18 protein-coding genes are annotated in these 15,950 nt (G+C 68.1%); 14 read left to right on the top strand and 4 right to left on the bottom strand.

Translation table 11 applies throughout. From position 1 onward, the window contains the following. Positions 1-88 precede the first annotated feature (88 nt). Together zwf and edd are read right to left on the bottom strand one after the other, a co-directional pair. Positions 89-1,609 (bottom strand): glucose-6-phosphate dehydrogenase, encoded by a 1,521-nt coding sequence (gene zwf, locus FZ938_RS15480; RefSeq protein ID WP_149199354.1) that lies wholly within the window; start codon positions 1,607-1,609, stop codon positions 89-91. Between the two features lie 151 nt (positions 1,610-1,760). Further along, complete coding sequence (gene edd / locus FZ938_RS15475) at positions 1,761-3,599, bottom strand: phosphogluconate dehydratase (protein ID WP_149199353.1); 1,839 nt, start codon at positions 3,597-3,599, stop codon at positions 1,761-1,763. A gap of 272 nt (positions 3,600-3,871) precedes the next feature. Here edd and FZ938_RS15470 point away from each other — a divergent pair, with 272 nt between their 5' ends. The 9 genes from FZ938_RS15470 (at position 3,872) to pqqE (ending at position 10,461) form a co-directional block, all read left to right on the top strand. Further along, complete coding sequence (locus tag FZ938_RS15470; protein WP_246457258.1) at positions 3,872-4,738, top strand: SIS domain-containing protein; 867 nt, start codon at positions 3,872-3,874, stop codon at positions 4,736-4,738. A gap of 271 nt (positions 4,739-5,009) precedes the next feature. Beyond that, positions 5,010-5,462 (top strand): cytochrome c-550 PedF, encoded by a 453-nt coding sequence (gene pedF / locus FZ938_RS15465; RefSeq protein ID WP_149199351.1) that lies wholly within the window; start codon positions 5,010-5,012, stop codon positions 5,460-5,462. 171 nt (positions 5,463-5,633) lie between these two features. Continuing rightward, positions 5,634-6,284: a response regulator gene (locus FZ938_RS15460; protein ID WP_149199350.1), complete on the top strand. Its 651-nt coding sequence runs from the start codon at positions 5,634-5,636 to the stop codon at positions 6,282-6,284. Positions 6,285-6,456: 172 nt separating this feature from the next. Continuing rightward, positions 6,457-7,014 (top strand): rhodanese-like domain-containing protein, encoded by a 558-nt coding sequence (locus tag FZ938_RS15455; protein WP_149199394.1) that lies wholly within the window; start codon positions 6,457-6,459, stop codon positions 7,012-7,014. Between the two features lie 28 nt (positions 7,015-7,042). Continuing rightward, positions 7,043-7,231, top strand: a complete 189-nt coding sequence (gene pqqA / locus FZ938_RS31040; RefSeq protein ID WP_246457256.1) for a pyrroloquinoline quinone precursor peptide PqqA — start codon at positions 7,043-7,045, stop codon at positions 7,229-7,231. Positions 7,232-7,318: 87 nt separating this feature from the next. Continuing rightward, positions 7,319-8,251 (top strand): pyrroloquinoline quinone biosynthesis protein PqqB, encoded by a 933-nt coding sequence (pqqB, locus tag FZ938_RS15445; RefSeq protein ID WP_149199349.1) that lies wholly within the window; start codon positions 7,319-7,321, stop codon positions 8,249-8,251. Continuing rightward, complete coding sequence (gene pqqC, locus FZ938_RS15440; protein ID WP_149199348.1) at positions 8,248-9,024, top strand: pyrroloquinoline-quinone synthase PqqC; 777 nt, start codon at positions 8,248-8,250, stop codon at positions 9,022-9,024. Before pqqB ends, pqqC begins: the two co-directional genes overlap by 4 nt. Further along, positions 9,021-9,317, top strand: a complete 297-nt coding sequence (gene pqqD / locus FZ938_RS15435) for a pyrroloquinoline quinone biosynthesis peptide chaperone PqqD (RefSeq protein WP_149199347.1) — start codon at positions 9,021-9,023, stop codon at positions 9,315-9,317. Before pqqC ends, pqqD begins: the two co-directional genes overlap by 4 nt. Before the next feature lie 25 nt (positions 9,318-9,342). Further along, entirely contained in the window at positions 9,343-10,461 is a 1,119-nt protein-coding gene (gene pqqE / locus FZ938_RS15430; protein ID WP_149199346.1) for a pyrroloquinoline quinone biosynthesis protein PqqE, read from the top strand. Between the two features lie 10 nt (positions 10,462-10,471). Here pqqE and FZ938_RS15425 read toward each other — a convergent pair whose 3' ends face one another. Further along, complete coding sequence (locus FZ938_RS15425; protein WP_149199345.1) at positions 10,472-10,891, bottom strand: Lrp/AsnC family transcriptional regulator; 420 nt, start codon at positions 10,889-10,891, stop codon at positions 10,472-10,474. Positions 10,892-11,026: 135 nt separating this feature from the next. Here FZ938_RS15425 and FZ938_RS15420 point away from each other — a divergent pair, with 135 nt between their 5' ends. Continuing rightward, positions 11,027-11,587 carry a cysteine hydrolase family protein gene (locus FZ938_RS15420; protein ID WP_149199344.1) on the top strand — a complete coding sequence of 187 codons (561 nt, stop codon included), beginning with the start codon at positions 11,027-11,029 and terminating at the stop codon, positions 11,585-11,587. A gap of 28 nt (positions 11,588-11,615) precedes the next feature. Here FZ938_RS15420 and FZ938_RS30555 read toward each other — a convergent pair whose 3' ends face one another. Continuing rightward, positions 11,616-11,792: a hypothetical protein gene (locus tag FZ938_RS30555; protein WP_169054941.1), complete on the bottom strand. Its 177-nt coding sequence runs from the start codon at positions 11,790-11,792 to the stop codon at positions 11,616-11,618. Between the two features lie 168 nt (positions 11,793-11,960). Here FZ938_RS30555 and osmF point away from each other — a divergent pair, with 168 nt between their 5' ends. Genes osmF through FZ938_RS15400 form a run of 4 tightly spaced genes read left to right on the top strand, consistent with a single transcriptional unit; the run spans position 11,961 to position 15,783 of the window. Continuing rightward, on the top strand, positions 11,961-12,893 hold the full coding sequence (gene osmF / locus FZ938_RS15415; protein WP_149199343.1) for a glycine betaine ABC transporter substrate-binding protein OsmF: 933 nt from the start codon (positions 11,961-11,963) through the stop codon (positions 12,891-12,893). Between the two features lie 9 nt (positions 12,894-12,902). Beyond that, on the top strand, positions 12,903-14,087 hold the full coding sequence (locus tag FZ938_RS15410; RefSeq protein WP_246799032.1) for an ABC transporter permease: 1,185 nt from the start codon (positions 12,903-12,905) through the stop codon (positions 14,085-14,087). Continuing rightward, positions 14,084-15,028 carry an ABC transporter ATP-binding protein gene (locus tag FZ938_RS15405; RefSeq protein ID WP_149199342.1) on the top strand — a complete coding sequence of 315 codons (945 nt, stop codon included), beginning with the start codon at positions 14,084-14,086 and terminating at the stop codon, positions 15,026-15,028. Before FZ938_RS15410 ends, FZ938_RS15405 begins: the two co-directional genes overlap by 4 nt. After that, on the top strand, positions 15,025-15,783 hold the full coding sequence (locus tag FZ938_RS15400; protein WP_281399491.1) for an ABC transporter permease: 759 nt from the start codon (positions 15,025-15,027) through the stop codon (positions 15,781-15,783). The genes FZ938_RS15405 and FZ938_RS15400 overlap by 4 nt, the downstream gene beginning before the upstream one ends. The last annotated feature ends 167 nt before the right edge of the window (positions 15,784-15,950 follow it).

Raw genomic sequence — 15,950 nt, 5'->3', positions numbered from 1 at the left:
CGCGTCGGGAGGCGCTTTATAGGCGGCACCCCCCAAACCGCGCAAGACCTTTTTTCATCTCCCATGACGATTTTTTGAACGAGCCCCCTCAGAAGGCGGCCGACGGGATCTCGTCGTCGTGCCAAGTGCGGCCGTCGCGCTCGATCAGGGCAATGGACTGCGAGGGGCCCCAGGTGCCGGCGATGTAGGGCTTCGGCATCTCGTGCCGGGCCATCCAGCCGTCGATGATCGGTTCCGCCCACTGCCATGCGGCCTCGACCTCGTCACGCCGCATGAACAGGGTGGAGTTGCCGCGCACGACATCCATCAGCAGGCGTTCGTAGGCATCCGGGAACCGGCCGCCAAAGGTCTGGGCGAAGCTGAGATTCAGCGCCGCCGGCCGCAGCCGCATGCCGCCCGGTCCTGGCTCCTTGGTCATCAGATGCAGGCGGATGCTCTCGTCGGGCTGGAGCCGGACGATCAGGCGGTTGGCCTGCAGTTCGCCCGCCCCCTGCGGGAAGATCGAGTGGCGGATCGGCCGGAACTGGATGACGATCTCCGACATCTTGGCCGGCAGCCGCTTGCCGCTGCGCAGATAGAAGGGCACGCCGGCCCAGCGCCAATTGTCGATCTCCAGCTTCAGCGCGACGAAGGTCTCGGTGCCACTGCCGGGCGGGATGCCGGGTTCATCAAGATAGCCGGGCACCGCACCGCCGGCGACCGCGCCGGCGCGATACTGGCCGCGGACGGTGCAGCCGCCGATCTCGTCCGGCCCGATGGGCTTCAGCGAGCGCAGAACCTTCAGCTTTTCATCGCGCACCGATTCCTGGGCGAGCGAGATCGGGCACTCCATGCCGACGAGACAGACGAGCTGCAGCAGATGGTTCTGCACCATGTCGCGGAGCGCGCCGGACTGGTCGTAATAGCCGCCGCGCTCCTCCACGCCGACCGTCTCGGCGACGGTGATCTGAACATGGTCGATATGGTCGGCGTTCCAAAGCGGCTCGAACAGGGAATTGCCGAAGCGCAGAGCCAGCAGATTCTGCACCGTCTCCTTACCGAGGTAATGGTCGATGCGGTAGATCTGCGGCTCGGTGAAGACGGCACCGACCCGGTCGTTGATATCCTGCGCCGACGCGAGGTCGCGGCCTATCGGCTTCTCCAGCACGACGCGCGAGTCAGGCGTGGCGAGACCGAAAGCGCGCAGCTGGTCGCTGACCGGGCCGAACAGGCTGGGAGAGGTGGCGAGATAGAAGATGCGGACGGCGTCGTTGCTGCGCGACGGCGGATTGTTCAGCCGGTCCGCCAATTCGTCCCAGCCGTCGTCGGAGGTGACGTCGACCGGCACATAATCCAGCCGCTCCAGGAAACGCGCGATCACCGCGGTATCGCGCTCATCCGCCGGCACATGCTGGCTGATCGCCTCCTCCGCCTTGGCGCGGTAATCCGACGGGGCGAGCGGGCTGCGCGAGACGCCGATGATGCGGCTGCCGTCGGCCACCTGCCCCGCCTTGTCGCGCAGATAAAGCGCCGGCAGCAGCTTGCGCAGGGCCAGATCGCCGGTGCCGCCGAACACCGTATAGTCGAAGGGAGGCAGTGCGGGGGCTGCGACGGTGGAGCGGGAGTGCATCTTCGGACCTCTCGACGTCGATGGCACGGTGCCTTCGGCAACCCGTGCGTCATGGTGCCACAGGGATGGGCCGGTCACAATGCGGGCCGGCATGGCCCGATGCCGGCCCAAGGTTCCAGGGTTTTCTCCTGCCAGCTCAGCCCGGCAGGTTTCAGCCCAGCAGGTTGAGGACGGACGCGCCGCTCTCCGCCGGGCCGGCATTGTTGCGGAACAGGGAGAACAGGTCCCGTCCGCAGCCGTGGGAGGCATCCTCGCTCGGCGGCGGGGGAGCGCCGCGGCTCTCCCACTCTGCGGCGTCGACCAGAGCATTCAGAGTCCCGGCCTCCGCATCCAACCGCAGGATGTCGCCATCGCGCACGCGGCCCAGCGGACCGCCGCCCTTCACCTCCGGCGTGACGTGGATGGCGGCCGGCACCTTACCCGAAGCGCCGGACATGCGGCCGTCGGTCACCAGTGCGACCTTGAAGCCCTTGTCCTGCACCACGCCCAGCGGCGGCGTCAGCTTGTGCAGTTCCGGCATACCGTTGGCGCCGGGGCCCTGATAGCGGACGACGACGATCACGTCGCGATCGAGTTCGCCGGCGCGGAAGGCCACCTGCACGGCTTCCTGATTGTCGAAGACACGGGCCGGTGCCTCGACGAGGCGATGCTCCGGCTTGACCGCCGAGATTTTGATGACGCCGCGACCGAGATTGCCGGTCAGCACGCGCAGGCCGCCTTCGGCCGCGAAGGGAGCCGCGGTGGTGGCGACGACCGCCGGGTCGCCGCTCTGGTCGGTGGCCGCGCGGGTCCAGCTCAGGGCGCCGCCCTCGTCCAGTTCCGGCATGCCGCGGTAGGGCTCCAGCCCGCCCTCGCCATAGATGGTGGAGATGTCGGTGTGGACGAGCCCGGCGTCGATCAGCTGGCCGATGATGAAGGGCATACCGCCGGCCTGATGGAAGCGGTTCACGTCGGCGGTTCCGTTGGGATAGACGCGGGCCAGCAGCGGGACGACCGCCGAAAGCTCCGCGAAATCCTCCCAGTTCAGTTCGACGCCGGCGGCGGCGGCGATGGCCGGGATGTGCAGGGTATGGTTGGTCGAGCCGCCGGTGGCCAGCAGCCCGACGATGCCGTTGACCAGCGCGCGCTCGTCGACAATGCGGCCGATGGGGGTGCCGGCGCCGGGCGTGGTCATCGCCACCACCCGGCGGGCGGCGGCGTCTGTCAGCGCATCGCGCAGGGGCGTGTTGGGGTTGACGAAGCTGGCGCCCGGCAGGTGCAGGCCCATGATCTCCATCAGCATCTGGTTGGTGTTGGCGGTGCCGTAGAAGGTGCAGGTGCCGGGCGCGTGGTAGGACTTGGACTCGGCCTCCAGCAGTTCCTCGCGGCCGACCTTGCCCTGGGCGTAAAGCTGGCGCGCCTTGGCCTTGTCGGCGTTCGACAGGCCTGACGGCATCGGGCCGGCGGGCACGAAGATCGTCGGCAGATGGCCGAAGGCGAGCGAGCCGATCATCAGGCCGGGAACGATCTTGTCGCAGATGCCCAGGCACAGCACGCCGTCGAAGGTCGCATGGGACAGCGCCACACCGGTCGCCAGCGCGATCACGTCGCGGCTGAACAGCGACAACTCCATCCCCTCATAGCCCTGGGTAACGCCGTCGCACATGGCGGGCACCCCGCCGGCGACCTGCGCCACGCCGCCGGACGCACGCACCGACTCGCGGATCATGGCGGGATAGCGCTCGTAGGGCTGATGGGCCGAGAGCATGTCGTTGTAGGCGGTGACGATGCCGATCGACGGCTGAGTCTCGCCGCGTAGCGCCGCCTTGTCGTTCGCCCCGCAGGCCGCGAAGGCGTGGGCGAGGTTGGCGCAGCCAAGGCGGTGGCGGCGCGGCTTCCCGCCGGCGCTTTCCAGCCGCGCCAGATAGGCGGCACGGCGATCGCGGCTGCGCTCGGCGATGCGCTCCGTCACGCGGGCGACGACAGAATTCAGGGGGGCGGGCTTGCTCATGATCGCGTCTCGACCGTTTGTGGGAGGCGATGATTTCCGAAACGGACCATACGCCAGGGGCAGCGGGCTGTGAAGAAAATTTTTTTCATATATGGAGTGCTTCGACTGGATTTCTCGCCATGCATGGCAAGATTCTTCATAGTGACAGGAGCGATCCTTGCAGCACCGCATCTGTCCGACCACCAGCAGGTCCGCCCCATCCAGGGAGTTAACTTTACGTCATGGCACCCCCGGTCAACAGCGCAGCCGCCAATCCTACACCAACGGACATATTGGATGAGGTTCGCCGGCTGCGGGGCGAACTGAAGCGGTCGGAGGGGCAGATCGCGGATCTGGTGCTCAGTGACCCGCGGCGGGTGCTTGACCTCAACGTCACGTCCCTGGCGCAGGCGGCCGAGGTCAGCGAGGCGACGGTCGTCCGCTTCTGCCGCAGCGTCGGTTGCGGCGGCTTCCCGGACTTCAAGCTACGGCTCGCCGAATCACAGGCGCGCGATGCACTGCGCGGCGAGGTGCGCGGCGGCACCCCCTATGTCAGCCAGGATGTGGCGCCGGATGACGATGTCGGCACTCTGGCGCGAAAAATTTTTTCATCGAGTGCCGCGGCCCTGACCTCGGCCTCCGCAACGCTGGACGACGGGGCGCTGGAGCGGGCCATCACCCTGCTGGCGGACGCGCCGCGCGTGCTGTGCGTCGGCACCGGCGGGTCGAGCGCGCTGGCCCAGGACGCGGCGCACAAGCTGCTGCGCTTCGGCGCCGACGCCCAACCCTGTGCCGATCCGGTTCTGGCACGCATGCTGCTGGTCAATATGGCGGCGGGCGGGGTGTTGCTGGCGCTGTCCAACACCGGGCGCAGCGGGACGATCAACGAACTGGCGGCGGCGGCGCGGGCGCAGGGCACTGCCGTGGTGGCGATCACCGCGCCACGTTCTCCGCTGGCGGCGATGGCAAGCGTGGTCATCGCCAGCCTGCCGGTGGAGGACACCGAAATGTACACCCCGATGGCATCGAGGCTGGTGCACCTGACGCTGATCGACGTGCTGTCGACCGGCGTGGCTCTCCGGCTGGGTGACCCGGCGGTGCGGCAGTTGGCCAAGGTGAAGGCGGCGATCAATGCCGGACGGTTGCCGTCCCTGACCTGACGCCTGCGAACCTGACGACCGCCACCCTGACGACCGCGGGCCTCCGGCCGGCTGCATGCCGCATGCGTCATCCGACCATCGACCAAGACGGTACGGCGTGAGCGTGACCGTGCACCCGCCTCTTGTACCATCGTCGAATAAATACGCGAACGAACGATTGCTATCCTCGGCCGCAATCAGAATCGGCAACCGTCCTGCGCACCCGCGAAACCGGGCCAACGGCAGGACGGCAAGCGAAAGCCGAAGACGGATGCAGGAAGAGGACGCACAGATGACGCACAGGTCCGCCACGCCACCCAAACGCCTCCGCTGCCTGGCCCCCTTCGCTCTTGCCGGGTTGATCGCGGCAGGCTTCGCCGGTCCGGTCTTCGCCCACGGCGATGTCGTTCCCCAGCCGGTCGACACCACCGGGCTGGAGAAGCTGGGCGAGACGTGGAGGGACAGCAATCCCTACCGCGGCAACGAGCGCGCCATCGAGATCGGCGCGTCGGCCTTCAACCAGAATTGCGCGCGCTGCCACGGGCTGGGCGCGGTGTCCGGCGGCATCGCTCCCGACCTGCGCTACCTGGAAAAGGGCGACGCCGGCGACGAATGGTTCAAGGAGCGCGTCACCAACGGCTCGATCCGCAACGGCGTGACCTATATGCCGAAGTTCGGCGAGGCGCTGGGACAGGAGGCTCTGTGGGCAATCCGTTCCTGGCTGGAAACCGTGCACGAGGAATGACGGCAGGGTCCGGACGATGGGGGTACGCCCAATGGCAGTGCGACATGTTCGCGCACAAAACAATTGGCATCATTCGCGATGTTGCGCCTCCCCATTTTGGTCTGACACAATGGATGCGGGAAGCCTTCCCGCAGTTTGTTCCATACGCCGCTGTGCAAGGAACCGCAGGCCATGACTCGGATCCTGATTGCCGATGACCACCCGATGGTGCGCGATGCATTGCGCAGCGCGGTGCTTTATTCCTGTCAGGCCACCGACGTGATGGAGGCGGACCGGCTCGACAGCGTCATGCAGGCGTTGGAGGAGCGGGGCGACCTCGATCTCGTTCTGCTGGACGTCAACATGCCCGGCATGAATGGGCTGGGCGGGCTGCGCACGCTGCGCCAGCGTTTTCCGGCCACCCCCGTCGTCGTCGTTTCCGCCCATGAGGAGCGTCGCTGGGTGCGCGAGGCGATGGAGAGCGGGGCCGCCGGCTTCATCCCCAAATCGACCCCGCGCGACGCCATCGCCGCGGCGCTGCGCCAGGTGCTGAACGGCGAACTCTATGTTCCGCCCTCCGCCACCGACGAGGACGCCGCCGAGGTTCTGGAAGATGCCGAGACCGCGGAGATCGCGCGCCGCATCGCCACGTTGACGGCGCAGCAGTTGCGGGTGCTGGAACTGCTGGGCACCGGCAAGCTGAACAAGGAGATCGCCTTCGATCTCAGCATCACCGAGACGACGGTGAAGGCCCATGTCTCCGCCATCCTGCAGAAGCTGAAGGTCTACAGCCGCACGCAGGCGGTGGTGATCGCCAACCGCGTTCTGGCCGACCGGCGGTGAGGGGCTTGTGCGGCTATCAGCGCTCTTGATTTGCCTAACCCTGCCCCCTCCCCGACCCTCCCCCGCTTCGCGGGAGAGGGAGATTGGTGGCAGGGCTGCGGAGTTCCCTCTCCCGCGAAGCGGGGGAGGGTTAGGGAGGGGGCAAAGCTGGAGGGGGCGAGACTTACCGAAGATCACCACACTCCTCGTCTCCCTTACCCTCGCCCTCACGCTCCTCGCCACCCCCGCCCTCGCCACCGGTGTGCCGCAGCCGGAAGGCTACCGCCTGTCCGACTACCGCTCCCCCACGCCCGATGGCGTGACCGGCGCGACGACGGTCGACACGCCGGCCGTGCAGGCGCTGGTGTCGCGGGGCCGCATCATCCCGATCTTCGTCCAGCGGCTGGAGCGCAGCACGCTTCCGGGCGGACCCTGGCTGCAATCGAAGCCCTACCGGCAGATCCCCGGCAGCGTCTGGCTGCCCAATGTGGGGGTGGGCGCACCGGACGCCGCGACGCTCGGCTGGTTCGAATCCAACCTGGAGCGGCTGACCGGCGGCGACCGGGCGCGTGATCTTTTGTTCTACTGCCTGTCCGATTGCTGGCTTTCATGGAACGCCGCCAAGCGCGCGGTGTTGCTTGGTTATGCCCGGGTCCATTGGTACCCGACGGGCATCGACGGCTGGATGGAAGCCGGCCTGCCGACGGAGGAAGCGCACCCGCTGCCGCCGCCGGCCGCTGCCGCCCCCTGACGCCGCAGGTGGTCCGGCGCCGAAAGAGGTGGCGGATTACACCATGGTAGCATGGCGGTCGACCGCCCCCGACCGCTACTCTTCACCTTGCCAACCATCATGGTCAGCAACAGTCAGCAAGCAGGAGTATCACGCGATGAAGACCTGGCGCAAACCCAAGACCACCGAGATCGCCGTCGGCACCGAAATCAACGCTTACGCCTGCGCCGGCCTGTAAGCCGGACGATCGGAGACCGGGGAAGGACGGCGTGACATCCTCTTCCCCGGCCCTTTCTCTCCCAGGACCGTGCATGAGACGGTGGCCATGAAGATTCTCGTACTCGGTTCGGCGGCCGGCGGGGGCTTCCCGCAATGGAACTGCGCCTGCGAGGGATGCCGCCGTGCCCGTTCCGGCGACCCGGCGGCAAAGCCGCGCACCCAATCGTCGCTGGCGGTTACCGCCGACGGCGAGCGCTGGCTGCTGCTGAACGCCTCGCCCGACCTCGGCGCGCAGTTGCTCGCCAACCCACAGCTTCATCCCCAAGGGGCCTTGCGCGGCAATCCGATCAGCGCGGCCCTGCTGACCAACGCCGACATCGACCATGTCGCGGGGCTGCTGACCCTGCGTGAATCCCACCCCTTCGCCGTCTATGCCACGCCGCGCGTCCATGGCGTGCTGGCCGCCAACAGCGTCTTCAACGTGCTGAACCCGGAACTGGTCGCCCGCCGGCCGGTGGCGCTGGGCCAGCCCTTCCAGCCCGCCGGCGCCGACGGCCGGCCGCTGGGGCTGGAGGTGGAGGCGTTCGCGGTGCCCGGCAAGGTGGCGCTCTATCTGGAGGATGCGTCGGCCGGCCCCGGCTTCGGTTCCGTCGCGGAGGACACGGTCGCGTTGCGCATCCGCCCGACCGACGGCTCAAGCGACGGCTTCTTCTACATCCCCGGCTGTGCCGGCATGCCGGGCTGGCTGGCCGACCGGCTGTTCGGTGCGCCGCTCGTGCTGTTCGACGGCACCACCTGGACCGACGACGAGATGATCCGCAGCGGCACCGGGGTGAAGACGGCTGCACGCATGGGCCACATGCCGATGTCGGGACATGCCGGCAGCATGGCCGCCTTCGCGCCGCTGAATGTCGCCCGCAAGATCTACATCCACATCAACAACACGAACCCCGCCCTGCTGGAGGATTCGCCCGAACGGGCGGAAGCCGAGGCGGCCGGCTGGCGCATCGCCCATGATGGGCTGGAGCTGACCCTATGACCGAATTCATATCCCGCGAGGAGTTCCGCGCCGCCCTCTATGCGATCGGCGAGCGGCAGTATCACGACCTCCACCCGTTCCATCAGCTTCTGCACGGCGGCAAGTTGCAAAAGGGGCAGATCCAGGCCTGGGCGCTGAACCGCTTCTATTATCAGGTGTCGATCCCGCGCAAGGATCTGACCATCATGTCGCGCATGGACGACCCGGCGCTGCGCCGCGCCTGGATGCAGCGCGTACTGGACCATGACGGGCTGACCCAGACCGGCGAGATGGACGAGACGAAGGTCGGCGGCATCGAACGCTGGCTGCGCCTCACCGACGGGCTTGGGTTGGATCGCGACTATGTGAAGTCTCTGGAAGGCATCCTGCCCGCCACCCGCTTCGCGGTGGACGCCTATGTCAACTTCGTCCGCGACCATTCGCTGCTGGAAGCGGTGGCGTCCTCGCTGACCGAGTTGTTCGCGCCGTCGATCCACCGCGAGCGCATCGCCGGCTTCGAGCAGAACTATGCCTTCGCCAACGACAGCACGCTGTCCTACTTCCGCAAGCGGCTGGACGAGGCGCCGCGCGACGTGGAGTTCGGGCTGGACTATGTGCTGACCAACGCCAAGACGGCCGAACAGCAGCGGCAATGCCTGCGCGCCCTGCGCTTCAAGACGGAACTGCTGTGGGCGCAGCTGGACGCCCTGCACCATGCCTATGTCACCCCCAACCTGATCCCGCCCGGCGCCTTCGTGCCGGCGGACATGGAACCGACGCGGTACAGCCGGTGAACGCGATCGCCCCCCATCTGACAGAGACCGACCGGCTGCGGCTGGCCCCCGGCGTCATGCTGCGCAACGACCGCCGCCGCGAGCAGTGGATGCTGATGGGGCCGGAACGGCTTCTGGTGCTGGACGAGATGGCGCTGGCGATCGTCCGCGCCTGCGTCGGGCCGGAGATCGCCGACGTGGCGGCCGGCATCGACCGGCTGACCGTGGAGTATGATGCCCCGCGCACCGAGGTCGCCGCCGACGTTCTGGAGATGCTGACCGACTTGCGCAACAAGGGCTATGTCATCACATGAGGTGCCTCCCCAGGAGATGCGTCCAATGAACTGCGCCCTGCCCGCCTTCGCCGCCGCTTCCAATGCCGAACCGGCCCCGCCCTTTGCCGTGCTGATGGAGCTGACGCACCGCTGCCCGCTGCGCTGCCCCTACTGCTCCAACCCCGTGGCGCTCGACCCCGCCAGCGCCGAACTGGACACCGCTACCTGGAAGCGCGTGCTGGACGAGGCGGCCGACGTCGGCGCCCTGCAGGTCCATTTCTCCGGCGGCGAGCCCTGCGTCCGCAAGGATCTGGAGGAGCTGGTCGCCCACGCTACGGAAATCGGTCTCTACAGCAATCTCATCACCTCGGCCGTGCTGCTCGACCAGCCGCGGCTGGAGCGGTTGCAGCGGGCCGGGCTTCAGCATGTGCAGATCAGCCTGCAGGACGCGGAGGCCGCCGGGGCCGATCGGGTCGGCGGCTTCAAGGGCGGCCATGCCAAGAAGCTGGAGGTCGCACGGGCGGTTGTCCGGCAGGGTCTGGCGTTGACCATCAACGCGGTGCTGCATCGCCACAACATCGACCGGGTGAACGACGTCATCGATCTGGCGATGGATCTCGGCGCCGGGCGGATCGAGATCGCCAACGTGCAATATTACGGCTGGGCGCTCGCCAACCGCGCGGCGCTGATGCCGTCGCGCGACCAGCTGCTGGCCATGGACGCCGCGGTGCGCGCCCGCCTGCCCGAACTGGCCGGGCGGATCGTGGTCGATTACGTCGTGCCCGACTATTACGCCCGCCGGCCGAAAAGCTGCATGGGCGGCTGGGCGCGCCGCTTCATGAACGTGAACCCGCGCGGCCGGGTCCTGCCCTGCCACGCGGCGGAGACGATTCCGGGAATGGAATTCGAGACGGTGCACGACCGCAGCCTGTCCGAGATCTGGCGCGATGGTCCGGCCTTCACCCGCTATCGCGGCACCGACTGGATGCCGGAGCCCTGCCAATCCTGCGACCATAAGGAAGAGGATTGGGGCGGTTGCCGCTGCCAGGCCCTGGCGCTCGCCGGCAGCGCCGATGCCACCGACCCGGTCTGCGAACTGTCACCGGCCCATGCCGACGTTGCCGTTCTGCGCGACCGCGACGCCGCGGCTCTGGGGACGGAGTGGACCTATCGCGGCGCCTGACCTCCCGTCTCTATAAGAACCGTTCGAGCACCATCTGCGTCGTCACGTCGGCTACGCCGGGCAGTCCGGCGATGGCGGCGCGGATCGCCTCGATGCCGCGGATGTCGGGTGCCTCCGCCCGGATGACCAGATCGATCGCCCCGGCCACCGCATCCATCGCGACGATGCCGGGGATCCGCCGCAGCTTGGGGACCAGCTGGGCACAGCTCCGCCCGGGTTCATGGCGCAGCAGGAAATAGGCGGCGACACCGTCGGCGGCCGGGCCCTCCTCGACCGTCGTGAAGCCCCGGATGACCCCCGATTTCAGCAGCCGGTCCAACCGTTCCTGGGTGGCGCTGCGCGACAGCCCGACGTCGCGGGCCAGCGCCACCAGCGTGCGGCGGGCGTCCTTGCGCAAGGCCGCCAGCAGAAGCCTGTCCTTCTCGTCCATCCCCGACCCCATACCCCCCACACCCGCACCCGGCGGCGAAATGCCGGTCGGCCGGCATCTTGCCGGGCTGCAACCGGCAGCCTTTCGGCGGAACTTAGCGGACAGGGACCATGGACGATTTGCACGGAGTATCCAATGACCTTGCTTCCGGCCAACTCGCTTCTGCTGCCGGTGGATATGCAGCGCGCCTTCGACGGGCCGTCCTGGCCGAAGCGCTGGAACCGCGCGGCCGACCACAACGGCCTGCGCCTTCTCGCTGCCTGGCGGCGCAGCGGCCGACCGGTGATCCATGTGCGTCACGATTCGGCGGGGCCGACCTCCACCCTTCGCGTTGGCCAGCCCGGAAACCAATTCCGCGAAGGATTCGAGCCGCTGGATGGCGAAGCGGTGGTCGCCAAGAGCGTCAATTCCGCCTTCATCGGCACCGATCTGGATTTGCGGCTGCGCCGGCTCGGCATCGAACGGCTGGTGGTGTTCGGTATCTCGACCGACATGTGCGTGTCGACCACGATCCGCACCGGCGCCAATCTGGGATGGCCGATCACGCTGGTCAGCGACGCTTGCGATTGCTTCGAACTGCCGGATAGCCAGGGCGGGACGATCCCGGCGGAGCAGGTCCACACGGTTCATGTCGCCACGTTGCGCTATGAATTCTGCGAGGTGGCCACCACCGCCGGAATCATCGAAAGCCTGTAGCTCACCGGGCGCGCCGGGCGGCGGCCGTTCAGGCCTTGTCGCCCGATCCACCCTTCTTGCCGCCGCCATCCTGCTTGTTGACGGTCGCCCACGCCCGCCGTTCCGCCTCGTCGTGTGAGACTCCGCGCTTTTCGTAGCCCTCCTCGATATGCTCGGCCTTGCGTTTCTGCTTGTCGGTGTATTTGTCCTTGTCGCCCTGGGACATCGGGTCCTCCTGTTGCGGTTTCCCGTACAACAGACCGTGGCAATGGGAAGTTCCTCCGTGGAATAGGCTGAAACGCATATCCGGGACCGGACAGACGAAAAGCGCGGCTTGCCGTAAGCGACGCCGTCACCCATCCTTTCCCCAATACTTTCAGGGGGAGGTTCAGGGGTGTTCACGATCTTCAACAAGGGCCGCGCCATCATGGGGGCGGCGGTGCTGGCATTCGGGCTGGTCGCCGGTACGGCGCAGGCCGCGGACGCGGTGCGCGTCGGGTCCAAGCTGGATGCGGAAAGCGGACTGCTCGGCACCATGATCCTCCAGGTGCTGCAGGCCAACGGCATCCCGACGGAAAACAAGATACAGTTGGGTCCGACCAAGATCGTGCGCGGCGCGCTGCTGTCCGGCGAGATCGACATCTATCCCGAATACACCGGCAACGGCGCGTTCTTCTTCAACATCGACAGCGATCCGGTCTGGAAGAAGGCCGGCGCCGGCTATGACAAGGTCCGTCAGCTCGACAAGGAGAAGAACGACATCGTCTGGCTGAAGCCGGCCCCGGCCAACAACACCTGGGCCCTGGCCGTGCGCCATGACGTGGCCGACGCCAACACGCTGAAGACGATGGAGGATTTCGCCAAGTGGGTCGGCGGCGGCGGCAAGGCGAAGGTCGCCGCGTCGGCCGAGTTCGTGGAGAGCCCGGCGGCCCTGCCCTCCTTCCAGCAGACCTACGGCTTCACGCTGAAGCCCGACCAGATGCTCGTGCTGGCCGGCGGCGACACTGCCGCGACCATCCGCGCGGCGGCGGAACAGACCTCCGGCGTCAACACCGCCATGGTTTATGGGACTGACGGAGCCATCGCCGCACTCGACCTCGTCGTCCTCGCCGACACCAAGGGCGCGCAGATGGTGTATGAGCCGGCGCCGACCGTCCGGGCCTCGGTGCTGGCGGCCAACCCGAAGATCGCCGACCTGCTGAACCCGGTCTTCGCCAGCCTGGATGCCGAAACGCTGCGCCGGTTGAACGCCAAGATCTCGGTGGAGGGGCAGGACCAGAAGCAGGTCGCCACCGAATACCTGAAGTCCAAGGGCTTCCTGAAGTAAGCCGACGACGTGACCAGCCGCCTTCGCCTGTACAACCGCGTCGCCCTGCTGATGGCTCTGGCCGCTCTGGCCGCCGCCGTCGCATTGCCGTTCCTCGGCTTCGCACCGAACCGTCTATTGTCCGGCCGGCCGGTTCCGCTGTGGGCGACGGTGCAGGGATTGGGCGGGGCCGCGGCCCTGCTGCCGGGGCTGGTCCTGTTGGCGACGCCCTTCCTGCGGCCCACCCGCTTCGGCCTCGGACTGACCGTCGCGGCTGGCGGGCTGTTCACGGCCGGGCTGGTCTGGCTGGCGGGCGCCCAGGCGGCGGCGCTGGCGCAGGGAGCGTCCGCGGCGGCACGAACCTCCTTCGCCTCCGGCTTCTGGGTGATGGCGGCGGCGGGTCTGTTGGCGGCGGTCGATGCCGCGCGCCGGCTGGGGCTCGGCGCCGTCGGCCGGATGGCGGTCGGTGCGGCGATCGCCGGGCTTGTAGCCCTGCAACTGGTCTCCGGCCATCTCGACGCCCTGTCGATCCTCAAGGAATACGCCAACCGGCGGGAGGTGTTCGCCGACGCCGTGTTGCGCCATGCCTTGCTTGTGGCGGCGGCGCTGGTCCCGACGCTGCTGATCGGCCTGCCGCTGGGCGTGGCGGCTCATCGGGTGCAGGCGGTCGGACGCGCGGTATTCCCGATCCTGAACGTGGTGCAGACTGTGCCGTCCATCGCCCTGTTCGGGCTGCTGATGGCGCCGCTTGCCGCACTCGGCGCCATGCTGCCGGGATCGGGGATCAGCGGGGTCGGGCCGCTGCCGGCGGTGATCGCGCTGACGCTCTATTCGCTGCTGCCGATCGTGCGCAACACCGCGGTCGGGCTGGACGGCGTCCCTGCTCCGGTGCGGGAGGCCGCGAGGGGCATGGGGCTGACGCCGCGCCAGATCTTCCTGCGCGTCGACCTGCCGCTGGCGCTGCCGGTCTTTTTGTCGGGGCTGCGCATCACCGTGGTCCAGGCGGTGGGGCTGGCGGCGGTGGCGGCGCTGATCGGGGCCGGGGGCCTCGGCGCCATCATGTTCCAGGGGCTTTTCGCAAACGCGCTGGACCTCGTGCTGCTGGGGGCCGTTCCCGTCATCCTGCTGGCGGTGGCGGCCGACGCCCTGTTGTCCATCGGCATCGCCGCCGCCACCCACCGCATCGGCGTTCTGCCGGGAAGGAGTGCGCCATGATCGAATTCGAGCGCGTGACCAAGCGCTTCGGCTCCTGGACGGCGGTGGATGCCGTGTCCTTCACCGTGGCGGAGGGGGAGTTCCGCGTGCTGATCGGGCCGTCCGGCTCCGGCAAATCGACGGTGCTGCGGATGATCAACCGGCTGATCCCGGCCGACGAGGGCGCCATCCGTATCGACGGCGAGGACATCGCCTCGCTGAAGCCGGAGGAGCTTCGCCGGCGCATGGGCTACGTCATCCAGTCGGTCGGGCTGTTCCCGCACTGGACGGTGGAGCGCAACATCGCCACCGTCCCCGGCCTGCTCGGCTGGCCCAAGGCGCGCATCCGCGACCGGGTGACCGAACTGCTGGAGTTGTTGAACCTCGACCCCCGCCGTTACCGCTCCGCCTATCCGCACCAACTGTCGGGCGGACAGCAGCAACGCGTCGGGGTTGCCCGCGCGTTGGCGGCGGAACCGCGCATCCTTCTGATGGACGAACCATTCAGCGCGCTCGACCCCATCACCCGCGCCAGCCTGCAGACGGAGCTGTCGGCCATCCACCGCCGCACCGGCACGACCGTGGTCTTCGTCACCCACGACATGGACGAGGCCTTGCGGCTGGGCGACAGCATCGCGGTGATGGACCATGGCCGGCTGATCCAATGCGCCAGCCCGCTCGACATCCTGACCCGCCCGGCCAGTCCGCTGGTCCGCGACCTCGTCGGGCGCGAGGAATGGGGGTTGAAGCGGCTGGCGGTGGAGACGGTCGGCGACCGCGCCCGCCGGCAGGAAAGCGCGGCCGGCGAACCGCTGGCTGCCGAGACCCCGCTGCACCGCGCCCTGTCGGAGATGGTCGCCCGCGGCACCGAACGGCTGCCGGTGGTGGACGGCGACGGCCGGCCGGCCGGCGTGCTGCATCTGTCCGACCTCGTGCGCCCCAGCACGGGCGGAACGGCATGACCGTCGCCGGCATGGCCCCGCGCGAGTTTCTGACCGACCGCCTGATTCTGGGTCTGGTGGCGCTGGTGGCGCTGGTGCTTGGCATGCCCTCGCTGAAGCCGCTGTTCGCCACGCTCTATCCCGGCCTGGACCGCCCTTTGTACGAGGCGGAGAGCTTCGTCCGCCTGACCCTCGACCATATGGCGCTGGTCGGCATCTCCAGCCTCGCCGCGATTCTGCTCGGCGGCGGGGCCGGCATCGCCGTCACGCGCCCATGGGGGCGGGAGTTCCGCGGCCTGCTGGAAACCGTCGCCACCATGGGCCAGACCTTTCCGCCGGTGGCGGTGCTGGCGCTGGCGGTGCCGGTGATGGGCTTCGGGCCCGAACCGGCGCTGATCGCGCTGACGCTCTACGCCCTGCTGCCGGTGGTGGAGAACACGGTGGCCGGGCTGGACGGCGTGCCCGCCCCGGTGCTTGATTCCGCCCGCGGCCTGGGCATGGGACCGGCGGAGATGCTGTTCCGGGTGGAACTGCCTTTGGCCGCCCCGGTGATCCTGGCCGGCGTGCGCACCGCCGTCATCATCAATGTCGGCACCGCCGCCATCGCGTCGACCGTCGGCGCCAAGACCCTCGGCCTGCCCATCATCGTCGGGCTGAACGGATCCAACCAGGCCTACGTCATCCAGGGCGCCCTGATCGTTGCCGCGCTTGCCGTGGTGATCGATGCCGGATTCGATCGTCTGGCAATATGGCTGGCGCGCTGGTCGCAACACTGAAAAGCCGCGATATTTCAGATAGTTATCTTACGCGAGACAGTTAGCAATCTTTTAGCATTCCAGTAAGAAACAGTTAGTACCCGAAAGCCGATTAGCGCGCTTATGGTCCTTTCCGAACACAGACCGTTCGGAATGCAACATCGCCTCATACCCTGTCGCTTCGATGA

Source organism: Azospirillum oryzae, assembly GCF_008364795.1.
Classification (GTDB): Bacteria; Pseudomonadota; Alphaproteobacteria; order Azospirillales; family Azospirillaceae; genus Azospirillum; species Azospirillum oryzae.
Note: the sequence above shows the minus strand (reverse complement) of the source record. Positions and strands in the feature narration are given on the sequence as shown.